The following is an 11,598-nucleotide window of genomic DNA, read 5'->3' as shown; positions in this document are numbered from 1 at the left end:
TGATCGCTTTGAGGCTACTTCGCGTCCTTCAGATGCGTTGCCAGCAGCTCGAGCGCGTGGGCGTAGCCATCCAGCCCTTCTCCGGTGATCGTCGCCATGCACGCCATGCGTGCGTAGGAAATCTGACGAAAGTCCTCACGCTGCTCGACCGCGGAGATGTGAACCTCGATGGCGGGCAGCCCCACGGCCTTCAGAGCGTCAAGGATCGCCACGCTGGTGTGCGTGTACGCCGCCGGATTGATGACGATGCCGTCGGCGGTGCCCCATGCGCCCTGAATCGCATCCACGAGAGCGCCCTCGTGGTTGGATTGGAAGACCTCGACCTCGTCGAATCCGGCGCGGCGACCGGCATCCTGGCAGATTTGGACGAGGTCGTCATAGGTCCTGCGCCCGTAGATATCCGGTTCTCGCTGCCCGAGCATATTGAGGTTCGGGCCGTTGATAACCAATGCCTTCATGGGGCTCCTTTCAAGCGCGGGTCTTACGCGTCGGCGACCGGCATCTCGAGCATAGGGGGCAGCAGGGCGCGCACCGCGAGCGCCGTCGCCTTCGCGTGCTCCCGCGAATCGACGATGTCGTCCGCCCAGGCGCGGTAGCGGGGCATGCGCTCGGTCGCAAGGCGCTCGATGCCGTCGCGCGCGGTTATGGGGCGGTTCTTCCGGGAGAGCTCTTCGAGCGGGCGGTTGAGCATGACGATGCGGCTGTTCTGATGGAGCAGGTCATAGTTCTCCTGCCGTGTCACCACGCCGCCGCCGCTGGAGATGACCAGACGCGAGCGGCCGGCGATGTCGCGCAGGCATGCGGTCTCGCGCTCGCGGAAGGCCTGCTCTCCGTGCTGCTCGATGAACGTCGCGCACGTGCAGCCGAGGCGTAGCTCGAGCTCGTGGTCGATATCGATGTGCTCGCGGCCCAGCAACCCTGCGAGCTGTTGGCCGACGCACGTCTTCCCGGAGCCGGGCATGCCGATGAGCGCGATATTCTGCTCGGTCGCAAGCAGGGCGTCGCATACCTCATGGATGCGCGCGGCCGAAAGGACCCGTCCCGTGTAGCGCTCAACCGCCTGCGCGGCCTGAGCGACGAGCATCAGCAGACCTCCGGCTGTCGGGATGCCGCGACGCTCCGCGTCCATCATGATCTGGGTGCGCGCGGGGTTATAGACGATGTCGACCACGGCTTTGAGGTTCTCGAAGCCGTCGAGCGAGCACGGTGTCGCCGGACAGGCCGGAAACATGCCGACCGGCGTGCAGTTTACGATGGCATCGGCCTGCGCATAGCGTGCAAGGTCCGCGTAGGTGACCTCTCCGCCGCGATTGACCGAGACCGCCTGTGCTCCCAGGTCGGCGAGCACCTTGAGGGCGGTCGACCCGGCGCCGCCGTCACCGCCCAGGACGAGCACGAGCGCGTCGGTGTAATCGACACCGGTCGATTCGAGCAGGAACTTGAAACCGAAGTAGTCGGTGTTGTCGCCCCGAAGCCGTCCGTCTGCCAGTCGGGTCACCGTGTTGACGTTGCCCATGCGGCGCGCGATGTCGGAAAGCTCGTCCAGATAGGGAAGAACGGCTTTCTTGTAGGGAATCGTGACGTTCACGCCCTCCCATTCGTTTCCGCGCAGGAATGCTTCGAGCTGATCGGGCTCCCGTTCGAATTTCACGTAGTTCAAGCCCGCGAGCTCACGGTAGATAACCGGCGTATAGCTGTGGCCGAGTTTCTCGCCCAGTACGCCGTAGGGTCGCGTCTGCTCCATTTAGAGCACCTCCGTATATGATCCGAAATATCTCAGATGCTCGCATACGTCATCGAGCGCGTTGAGCAGGCCGATGAGCCGCTCATCGGCCGCGCACTCAAGATCGAAGTAGAACGTGAACTCGAAGTCACGTCCCACGATCGGTCTGCTCTCGAGCTTCACCATGTTGACATCGAGCGCGTAGAGCCGTTCGAGCACGCGGTAGAGAGCTCCGGGCTCGTGGGGAAGCGTGAGCATGAGCGAGGTGCGCATCGCGCCCGGGTAGATCTCGAGCTGTGGCGCTATGACGACGAACCGCGTGTAGTTGCTGTCCGAATCCTGGACGTCCGATGCGAGGACATCGAGCCCGTAGAGTTTCGCGCAGTCGCGCGAGGAGAGCGCGGCGACATCGCGACGGTCAGACGAGGCCACGAACTCCGCGGCCATTGCGGTGTTATCGAAGACGTTGACGTGCGCGCCGAGCTCGGCAAGAAAACCCGAGCATTGGGCGACCGCCTGCTCGTGCGAGTACACCTCCCGGATGTCGTCGAGGGACGATCCGGGCTTGGCCAGCAGCTGATGGTCGATCTTTTGCCGCAGCGATTTGACGATGGAGCACGAGTAGGCAGCGAGCAGGTCGTATACCGCGTTGACCGATCCCGCCGTCGAGTTCTCGATGGGGACGACGCCGTAGTCGCATGCGCCGTCGCGGACGGCGCGGAAGACGTCCTCGAACGTATTGCAGTAGGTGATCGTGGGGAGCCTGAAGAGGCGACACGCTGCAATCTGGCTGTACGCCCCCTCGACGCCCTGGCAGGCGATGCGCGCGGAGCGAGGAAACGCGGCTCGCGGTGCGTCGAGCTCGCGCCTGACGGCGCCGGCGGCATCGGATGGGTTGCTTCCGTGCAGCACGCGGAGCTGCTCGGCTTTGTTCATGCTCATGAGCAGCGAGAACAGGCTGACCGCCTGGTCGCGGAAACGCTCGGGCGCCTGTGCGGCGACCGCAGCGAGCTTATCGCGCTCGCGTGCCGGATCGAAGACCGCCTTTCCCGTCTCCTTTTTGGAGCGGGCGACCTCGGTCGCGATCTCCATGCGATCAACGAAACGCTCGAGCAGCTCGTCGTCGATGCGATCGATGCGTGTGCGGATATCGGTCAGGTCCATGGGGTCTCCTTTGTGCTCGGGCGAGAAGCGACGTCTCTACAACGCGTCGTACGGCTCCGCTGAGGTGCCGAAGGCACGTTGGCCCTCATCTTCCACCAGGGCATCCATGAGTGCGAGCGCACAGGCCGCCTCGGCGACCGGTACGGCGCGCGCGACGATGCACGGGTCGTGCCGTCCGCGTACGGATAGGTCGGCATCGATGCCCGCGTCAAGGTCGACGCTTCGTTGCGACTGGGCAATCGAGGGCGTGGGCTTTATGGCCATGCGCCAGACCACCGGCGCCCCATCGGTGATGCCGCCGAGGATGCCTCCAGCGTGATTGGACACCGGGTGCGCGCCGTCGGACCCCATGCGATACGGGTCGTTGTTCTCGCTGCCCCGCAGGCGGGCGGCGGCGAAGCCGGTGCCGAACTCGACGCCCTTGACGGCGGGGATACCGAATGCGATGTGTGCGATGCGGTTCTCGATACCGTCGAACATGGGGTCTCCGATACCGGCGGGCATGCCATAGGCCGCGCACTCGATGACGCCGCCCACGCTGTCGAGCTTTTCGGCGGCGTCAAGGATGCACGCCTGCATGCGCTCGGCGGCATCTGAACTGATGCAGGGGAGCTTGTTGGCGCCGATGAGCGTCGCTTGGGCGGGATTGTATGCCATCGCATCGAGCGGCATGTCGGTGATGGGCTTAGGACCGAGCGAGGCGATGTGGGCGACGATGTGGATGCCACGGCTCTCGAGAGCTTGGAGCGCCACGCCGCCCGCTGCGCACAGCGCGGCGGTAAGACGGCCGGAGAAGTGGCCGCCACCCGCGACGTCATGGTTGTTGCGGTACTTGATACGTGCCGGCAGGTCGGCATGGCCCGGGCGCGGGATGCGTCTGAGCTCGTCATAGTCGTGCGAACGCGCATCTCCGTTGCGGATAATGGCGGCGAGCGGCGCGCCGTTGGTGTGGCCGTCGGTGAGGCCTCCCAAAAACTCAGGGGCATCGGCTTCGCGGCGTGCGGTGGAGGTCCGAGCCCGGCCGGGCGCGCGCCGATCCATGAACGCCTGGAGACGCTCGGTGTCAACCGGGATGCCGGCGGGCACCCCGTCGAGCGTAAAACCGATGGCGGGGGAGTGTGACTGGCCGAAGATCGAGAGCTTCAGGGCGTTGCCGAACACCGATGCCATGGGACCCTCCTAATCCTGGGAGAGCTCGACGTCACCGCCGAGCATGCGGTAGTGCTCAAAAAAGGTCGGATACGATTTGTCGACCGCCTGCGCCCCGCGTATGACCACGTCGTCGTCGCAGCGAACCGCGGCCACGGCGGCCATCATCGCGATACGATGGTCGTTGTGCGCCTCGACGACGCCGCCGCTCAAGCGCGGCTTGCCGCAGATGACCAGGCTGTCGCGGTCGATGGAGACGTTCGCGCCGAGCGCCCGCAGCTCCGAGGTGGTCGTCGCGAGGCGATCGGACTCCTTGATGCGGAGCCGAGCGCAGTCGCGGATGATCGTCGTCCCCTCGCAGCAGGCGGCCACGGCGGCGATCACCGGAACAAGATCGGGGATATCCTGTGCGCTCATCGAGAACGCATGCAGGGCGTCGGGTTGCACGATCGCCGACTCGGCGGTCCTGCGGGTACGCGCACCGAAGCGCGAGAGCGCCGCGAGGACGTTGCGGTCGCCTTGGGCGGAGGTGAGCGATACGCCCTTGACCTCGATGGGCTCGCTGCCCAGGGCTCCGGCGCACAGCCAGAAGGCGGCGTTGGACCAATCGCCCTCGACGCGCACCTCGCCCGGCGAACGGTAGGGGCGCCCCGTCGAGCGGAATCGCGTGAGCTCGGTGATGCCGTCGGGCGCGGTCGTGCGCTCGACGGCGACATCCACGCCGAACATCTTGAGCGCCTGAAGGGTCAGATTGATGTAGGGCCGGCTTTCGATGCGGCCGGACACCTCGATCTCGCAGGCGCCGGGAAGCACCGGGAAGGCGAGGAGCAGACCTGAGATGAACTGAGAGCTTACCGTGCCGGGCAGTTTGAAGACGCCCGGACGCAGACGGCCTCCGGCGGTCATCGGAAACGCGCCGGTGGCGGCGATATCGCACCCCGCAGCGATAAGCTCGTCAACCAGCGGACCGAGGGGCCGTTCGGCGAGACGCGCGGCACCGGTAAAGGACGCATTCGCACCCAGGGCGCAGGCGACGGGCAGCATGAAGCGCAACGTGCTGCCCGACTCTCCGCAGTCGAGCGTGGCACCCTGAAACGCTTTGAGAACGCCGAGCTCGATGCTCTTCGGTACCGGATGGACCTCGTAGCCGTCGCCAGTCGCCTCGATGCGCGCGCCCAGGGCGGTCAGGCAGCGGATGGTCGCCTCGATATCGTCACACGTCGTGTTGCAGACGACGTGCGTCGACGAGCTCGAGAGCGCCGCGGCGATGATGAGTCGATGCGCCATGGACTTGGACGCGATGGCGGGCACGGATCCCGCAAGTTCTCGTGGGTGAATGGTCGCGATCATGCCTCGACGCTCCCTTCGGTTTCGATACCGAGTGCGATGAGCTGCTTGAACTCCAGAAGCGGAACGTTTGCGATACGGCAGGTTCCGATGCCCTCGGGTAGCACGAGATCGATCGCGTCCCCCGAGCGCTTTTTATCATGCAGGGCGGCGGCGTACAGCTCATCGGCGGTGAAGTCGCAGCTCGTGGGAAGTCCGTGTGCGGCTGCAAGCGCGCGGATTCGGTCGCGCACGGAAGGTTCGCAAAGACCGGTGCGAACGCATGCCGTCGCCATGGCGACCATGCCGATCGCCACGCATGCGCCGTGGCCGAGGCGAAAGTCCGAGCACGCTTCGACGGCGTGGCCGATGCTGTGGCCAAAGTTGAGCAGCTTCCGTACGCCCGCTTCCCGCTCGTCGGCGCTGACGACGGCGCGCTTGATATCGATGTTGCGCGCGATGAGGTACGCGACGCGGGAGAGGTCGGCGAGCAGGAGCTCCCGGGTGAGCGGCGTTTTCTCGAGCTCGCAGAACAGTTCCTCATCGGCGATGACAGCGTGCTTGACGACCTCTCCGCACCCGTCGATAAATTGGTCGGGCTCAAGCGTGGCCAGGCACCCGACGTCGGCGATGACGACATCGGGCTGCCAGAAAGCGCCGACAAGGTTTTTGCCGCAAGCGAGATCGATCGCCGTCTTTCCCCCGACCGACGAGTCGACCATGGCCAGCAGGCTCGTGGGAACCTGGACGAAATGGCAGCCGCGCATGTAGGTCGCCGCAGCGAAGCCGGCGACATCGCCGACCACGCCGCCGCCAAGGGCGACGATGACATCGCCGCGCGTCATCTCATGACGAGCCGCGTCCTCAAGTATGGCAAGGTAGGTCTCAGCCCGCTTGTGCTCCTCGCCGGCCTCGAAGACGTGGACGCTCGTTTCGTAGCCCGCCTCCTCGAGGCTGCGACGTACGGGCGCCGCGTAGAGCGCGCCGACGTTCGTGTCGGTCACGATGAGCGCGCGCGAGCCTCCGCTCGCTTCGCGCACGATCTCGCCGCATTGCTCGAGCAGCAACGTGCCGATGAGTACACGATAGGGACGTTCGGTATCGATATCTAGGGTATACACGCTGTACCTCCCGACTACTCATTCATGTCGCCGTCGTCCAGTGAGCGCTTGATGCGATCGCCCTCGGCAAGCAGCATGCGCAGGCGATCGCGATCGTTTGCATCGAGCGCGTCGCGGTAGGCTGCCAGCGCATCTATGAGCCATCCGATCTCGCGGCTCAGGTTCTCCGCGTCGTCGCACATGAGCTCGGCCCACATGGAGGCGTTCAGGTGGGCGACGCGCGTCAGGTCGCGATAGCTGCCCGCTGAAAACCCATGGTGGACCTGGGCAGTCGGACTCTTGACGTACGCGTTGGAGACGACGTGGGCGAGCTGGCTGGTAAAGGCGATCACCTCGTCGTGCGCCTCGGGGGTCGTGACGCTGTAGCTGCCGAATCCAAGCGGTTCGAGCAGCGTGTGGGCGCGGTCGAGCAGCTCGAGGCGATCCATGTCGCCGCACGGCGGGGGCGTGAGGACCATGGGTGCTCCGCAGAACAGGTCGGCGCGCGCATGCGCGAATCCCGAGTGCTCGGTTCCGGCCATGGGATGGGCGCCCAGGAAGGAAAAACCATAGTCGAATGCCAGTCGAAACGCCTCGGAGCAGATCGCGGTCTTGACGCCCGCGGTGTCGACGACCAAAGGTCCGCGCTTCTCGTCCGCAGACGAACAGGCGCCAAGCACCTTGGCATGCTCGCGCAGCCAGCCAAGGCAGGCGTCCGGATAGGCGGCAAGCACGATGAGGTCGCATGCGGGAATCGTGTCGTCGTCCAGCGTTCCCGCAATGGTCTCGATACGCGCGGCGCCCATCGTGTCCTGGTCGGGATCATAGGCATACACACAGGCGCCGTGGGCCCGGTAGCCCCGCGCAAAGCTCCCGCCTATGAGACCGAGTCCGACGATTCCCACCGTCAGGGAGGTGGCAGACGCGCCCATGCTACTCATCCGCCGGTGCGATCACGGAGCGGATGGCGCGAATGCGCTCCATGGTGCGGTCGAATTGGTCGGGCGTGAGCGCCTGGGCACCGTCGGACCACGCGCGCTCGGGGCAATCGTGCACCTCGATCTCGAGGCCGTCGGCACCGGCGGCGCAGGCGGCGAGCGCCATGGGCTGCACGTAGCGCGTGTAGCCGGTGGCGTGGCTCGGGTCGGCGACGACGGGCAGGTGCGACAGATGATGGAGCACGGGCACGGCGTTGAGGTCGAACGTGTTGCGCGTGCGCGTCTCAAACGTGCGGATGCCGCGTTCGCACAGGATGACGTTGGGGTTGCCCTCGCTCATGATGTACTCGGCAGCCATCAGCAGCTCGTCGATCGTGCCCGACATGCCGCGCTTGAGCAGCACGGGCACGTTGGTCTTGCCGACCTCTTTGAGCAGCGGGAAGTTTTGGGCATTGCGGGCGCCGATCTGCATGACGTCGATGCCCTTGTCGCAAAACAGGCCGACGTCGCGCGGGTCCATGATCTCGGTCACGACCGGCATGTCGAGCTCGCCTGCCACGTCGAGCAGGATATCGAGACCGTGCTCGCCCATGCCCTGGTATGCGTAGGGCGACGTGCGCGGCTTGTAGGCCCCGCCGCGCAGCATCGTGGCGCCGGCGGCGTGGACGCGGCGCGCAATGGGGGCAAGGTTTTCGCCCTCGACCGAGCAGGGGCCGGCGATGACTTGGAAATGCCCGCCGCCTATGAGCACGCCGTGGCCGCAGTCGACGACGGTGTCTGCGGGGTGGAACTTGCGGTTGGCTTTCTTGAACGGCTCGGATACGCGCTGGACGCGCTCGACGATATCCATCGATTCGAGAAGAAACGGATCGATCACGGTGGTGTCTCCGACCAAGCCGATGACGATCTCGTTTTCGCCGCGGGACACATCGGTCTTCAGGCCTTTGTTCTCGATCCAGCGAACGAGCTGGTCGACAGCCTCATCCGAAGCGGTCTTGCGAAGGATTGCGATCATGGACGTCCCTTCCGGCCGTATGCGAACGGCGATTCGTTTTCCAGTAATGGAGCAGTGTATACCAATGCGGCGTCGCGCCGATGCGCGCGTGAAACTTTAATATAGCGAAGCGGCGATGCATGCGGCGGCGACGCGAACGCGTCGTGCGCGGGCGGCATAATCTTTGTGTGCCGGGTGGCGCGGAAATCGGCGCATCGCTATAATGGCTTGCGTCGTGCCCCATTAGCTCAGGGGATCAGAGCGTCTGCCTCCGGAGCAGAAGGCCGTTGGTTCGAATCCGACATGGGGCACCAGTTGTAACAATCGCAATGCTCGCGCAGCATTGCTCGCGTATCGGAGAGCCGCGCGATTCCATCGCCGGTTCTCTTTTCATATCGATGGGTATCGAAAAGGGGAGTTCGTGGCAGACAAACGGTCTGATAACGAGGAGAGCCCAGCGCGCGATGCGCGGGTGCTGCGCGGCCTTTCGCTTGACGAGGTACAGCAGCGCATCGACGCCGGGAAGGTCAACGTCAACACCGACCTGAAGACCAAATCGGTGCGCGAGCTCGTGCTCGAAAACGTCTGCACGCTGTTCAACCTCATCAATATCGTCCTTGCGGCCCTGGTCATCGCGACCGGCTCTTATAAGAACCTGACCTTTCTTTTGATCGTCATCCTGAATACCGGCATTGGCATCTTTCAGGCTCTGCGCTCGAAGCGTATGGTCGACAAGCTGACGCTTCTGGTGAGCAAGCGCGCGACGGTCATCCGGGAAGGGGAGGAGTGCGAGGTCGATCTTGACCAGATCGTCCAAGATGATCTGGTTCGCCTCGGGCGCGGCGATCAGATCCCCGCTGACGCCGTCGTTGTCCAGGGCGAGGCCTACGTCAACGAGAGCTTGCTGACCGGCGAGAGCGACCTGATTCGCAAGACGCCCGGCTCGCATCTCATGAGCGGAAGCTTCGTCGATTCCGGTATCGTCTGCGCGCAGGTCGAGCACGTCGGCGCCGACAACTACGTCGCGCGCATCAACAATGAGGCGAAATACGTCAAGAAGGTCAACTCCGAGATCATGAACGCGCTGAACGCCATCGTGCGTTTCGCGAGCATCATCATGCTGCCGCTCGGTATCGCCCTGTTCTACGCGAGCACGCACGAGAGCTACGAGGCGTGGGCGCAGACGTCGCCCGACTCCATGACCACCATGATCCATTGGCTCATGTCCGACACCGCTGCCTGGAGCGATATCGCCGCTGCCATCTTGACGACGGTCGGTGCGCTGCTCGGCATGATCCCGCAGGGCCTGGTGCTGCTGACCTCCTCGGTGCTCGCCATCGCGACCTTTCGGCTTGCGCGCCGCAAGGTGCTCGCCCAGCAGCTCTACTGCATCGAGACGCTCGCGCGCGTGGACGTCCTCTGCCTCGATAAGACCGGCACCATCACGTCCGGCCGCATGGAGGTCGAGGGGGTCTACGTGCTCGACGGCGACGGCGATGTGGTCTTAGCCGATCAGGCCGACCGCGATGCCGCCTCAGTCGTGGACGGCGCGCTGGCGGGCATCGCGCGCGCCACGGAAGCGGACGCAAATGAGACCTGCCGCGCCGTGCTTTCGTACTACGCCCTTCGCGAGACCTGTGAGGAGCGTGCCGTCACGGTCGTACCGTTCTCGTCTACGAAGAAATGGAGCGGAGCGACCTTCGCGCAGGGATCGTTCATCATGGGCGCCGCCCAGTTCTGCCTGTCGGAAGACACGTTCGCACGTGTCGAGTCCATCGTCAACGGGTTTGCCGAGACATGCCGCGTGCTGGTGATCGCCCGCGTCGATGGGTTCACGGATACAGGCGACATGGTGGGAGAAGCTATACCCATCGGATTCGTGACCATCCGCGACGAGATCCGATCCTCGGCAGCGGAAACCATCCGCTACTTCAAGCAGCAGGACGTGACGCTGAACGTCATCTCCGGCGACGACCCGCGCACCGTCTCCTCGATCGCCCGCAGTGTCGGCATCCCGCACGCCGACGCCTATGTCGATGCGACGACGCTCGATACGCCCGCCAAGATCGAGGCGGCCGTCGACCGCTATCACGTGTTCGGGCGCGTGACCCCCCAGCAGAAGCGCGAGCTCGTGGTCGCTCTGAAGGGGCGCGGCCACACGGTTGCCATGACGGGCGACGGCGTGAACGACGTGCTTGCGCTCAAGGAGGCCGACTGCTCGGTCGCGATGGCGGCCGGCTCCGATGCCGCCCGCAACGTTGCCGAGATCGTCCTTGTCGACAACGATTTCGCCTCGATGCCCGAGGTCGTGGCCGAGGGCAGGCGCTCCATCAACAACCTTCAGCGCTCGGCCGCGCTGTTTTTGACCAAAACGCTGTTCTCCATGGGTTTGGCTGCGATCTGCGTCTTTTTCCCGCCCTATCCGTTCCAGCCCATCACGATGACCCTCATCAATTTCTTCTGCATCGGGTTCCCGAGCTTCGTGCTGGCGCTTGAACCCAACCGCTCCCGCATCTCGGGTCGCTTCCTGACAAACGTCTTGCGCCGCGCCTGTCCCGCGTCCGCCGCGGTCGTCATCGCGTGCGGGCTGTGCATGCTGATGGTCAGCGCGCTCGGTTTGGACGAGCTCTCGCTGTCGACGATGTGTCTCATCTGCACGGCGTCGGTCGGATGCTGCCTGATATGGCGCATCTCCTGGCCCTTCACCCGCTTGCGCCTCGCCGTCTTCGTCTTCGTCGTCGTAGGCCTGTGCGGCGGCGTGCTGTTCTTTTCCGACCTGTTCTCCATCGCGCCGCTATCGCTGCGACTCGCCATCGCGACGCTCGTCGTCGCGTTCATCGGCTGCGTGAGCTTTTTTGGCCTGTGCCGTCCCTTGGAGAAGCTCGGCGCCCGCTCGAATCGCTCGGCGACGGGCTTCGGCCGCGGCGTCAAGATGTCGCTCGGCCGCGGTTCGAGGCGCGTCACGTCGACGGGCTCATCTGCGCGCCGCACCCTGCAGGCGCTCGCGTCCTCCGTGTCGGGCAAGCGGCAGCTCGAGCGCGCCCGCACCTCGGCCGCAAAGGCCGTGGAGCAGGAGGGGGAGCGTTCGCGCGCCGAGCGCCGCAGGCGCATCGTGAAATCCTCGTCCGGCATCAAGGTCTCGATGGGCGGGCGCAAGCGCTCGTCCAAATAGCGCATTCGTCCGCATGGGCGCGTCGTGCGTCG

Annotated in this window: 9 protein-coding genes and 1 tRNA gene; 2 read left to right on the top strand and 8 right to left on the bottom strand. The window is 65.0% G+C overall.

The genetic code is table 11. The features are described 5' to 3' along the window. Positions 1-14 precede the first annotated feature (14 nt). The 8 genes from aroQ to aroF are packed head-to-tail and all read right to left on the bottom strand — an operon-like array spanning position 15 to position 8,415. Positions 15-458, bottom strand: a complete 444-nt coding sequence (gene aroQ, locus QUW00_RS06530) for a type II 3-dehydroquinate dehydratase (RefSeq protein WP_289613578.1) — start codon at positions 456-458, stop codon at positions 15-17. Positions 459-481: 23 nt separating this feature from the next. Beyond that, positions 482-1,744 (bottom strand): shikimate kinase, encoded by a 1,263-nt coding sequence (locus tag QUW00_RS06525; protein WP_289613577.1) that lies wholly within the window; start codon positions 1,742-1,744, stop codon positions 482-484. Continuing rightward, on the bottom strand, positions 1,745-2,887 hold the full coding sequence (gene pheA, locus QUW00_RS06520) for a prephenate dehydratase (protein WP_289613576.1): 1,143 nt from the start codon (positions 2,885-2,887) through the stop codon (positions 1,745-1,747). Between the two features lie 36 nt (positions 2,888-2,923). Beyond that, the gene (gene aroC, locus QUW00_RS06515) at positions 2,924-4,057 is read right to left on the bottom strand and encodes a chorismate synthase (protein ID WP_289613575.1); all 1,134 of its coding nucleotides are present in this window, start codon (positions 4,055-4,057) and stop codon (positions 2,924-2,926) included. A gap of 9 nt (positions 4,058-4,066) precedes the next feature. Next, on the bottom strand, positions 4,067-5,386 hold the full coding sequence (gene aroA, locus QUW00_RS06510; RefSeq protein ID WP_289613574.1) for a 3-phosphoshikimate 1-carboxyvinyltransferase: 1,320 nt from the start codon (positions 5,384-5,386) through the stop codon (positions 4,067-4,069). Continuing rightward, a complete protein-coding gene (gene aroB / locus QUW00_RS06505; RefSeq protein ID WP_289613573.1) occupies positions 5,383-6,483 on the bottom strand; it encodes a 3-dehydroquinate synthase in 1,101 nt (366 codons plus the stop codon). Before aroB ends, aroA begins: the two co-directional genes overlap by 4 nt. A 14-nt stretch (positions 6,484-6,497) precedes the next feature. Further along, positions 6,498-7,394, bottom strand: a complete 897-nt coding sequence (locus QUW00_RS06500; protein ID WP_289613572.1) for a prephenate dehydrogenase — start codon at positions 7,392-7,394, stop codon at positions 6,498-6,500. 1 nt (position 7,395) lies between these two features. Then, complete coding sequence (gene aroF, locus QUW00_RS06495; protein WP_289613571.1) at positions 7,396-8,415, bottom strand: 3-deoxy-7-phosphoheptulonate synthase; 1,020 nt, start codon at positions 8,413-8,415, stop codon at positions 7,396-7,398. Between the two features lie 216 nt (positions 8,416-8,631). On the opposite strand from aroF, the gene QUW00_RS06490 reads away from it, so the two are divergent. Both QUW00_RS06490 and QUW00_RS06485 read left to right on the top strand, forming a co-directional pair. Beyond that, positions 8,632-8,708: transfer RNA gene (locus QUW00_RS06490), tRNA-Arg, on the top strand. A 107-nt stretch (positions 8,709-8,815) separates the two neighbouring features. Further along, positions 8,816-11,566 (top strand): HAD-IC family P-type ATPase, encoded by a 2,751-nt coding sequence (locus tag QUW00_RS06485; protein ID WP_289613570.1) that lies wholly within the window; start codon positions 8,816-8,818, stop codon positions 11,564-11,566. The last annotated feature ends 32 nt before the right edge of the window (positions 11,567-11,598 follow it).

Source organism: Collinsella tanakaei (assembly GCF_030373545.1).
GTDB classification, from domain to species: Bacteria; Actinomycetota; Coriobacteriia; order Coriobacteriales; family Coriobacteriaceae; genus Collinsella; species Collinsella tanakaei_C.
Note: the sequence above shows the minus strand (reverse complement) of the source record. Positions and strands in the feature narration are given on the sequence as shown.

Coding starts and splice junctions, on each gene's coding strand:
- aroQ (WP_289613578.1), bottom strand. CDS start 458: ATGAAGGCATTGGTTATCAACGGCCCGAACCTCAATATGCTCGGGCAG.
- QUW00_RS06525 (WP_289613577.1), bottom strand. CDS start 1,744: ATGGAGCAGACGCGACCCTACGGCGTACTGGGCGAGAAACTCGGCCAC.
- pheA (WP_289613576.1), bottom strand. CDS start 2,887: ATGGACCTGACCGATATCCGCACACGCATCGATCGCATCGACGACGAG.
- aroC (WP_289613575.1), bottom strand. CDS start 4,057: ATGGCATCGGTGTTCGGCAACGCCCTGAAGCTCTCGATCTTCGGCCAG.
- aroA (WP_289613574.1), bottom strand. CDS start 5,386: ATGATCGCGACCATTCACCCACGAGAACTTGCGGGATCCGTGCCCGCC.
- QUW00_RS06500 (WP_289613572.1), bottom strand. CDS start 7,394: ATGGGCGCGTCTGCCACCTCCCTGACGGTGGGAATCGTCGGACTCGGT.
- aroF (WP_289613571.1), bottom strand. CDS start 8,415: ATGATCGCAATCCTTCGCAAGACCGCTTCGGATGAGGCTGTCGACCAG.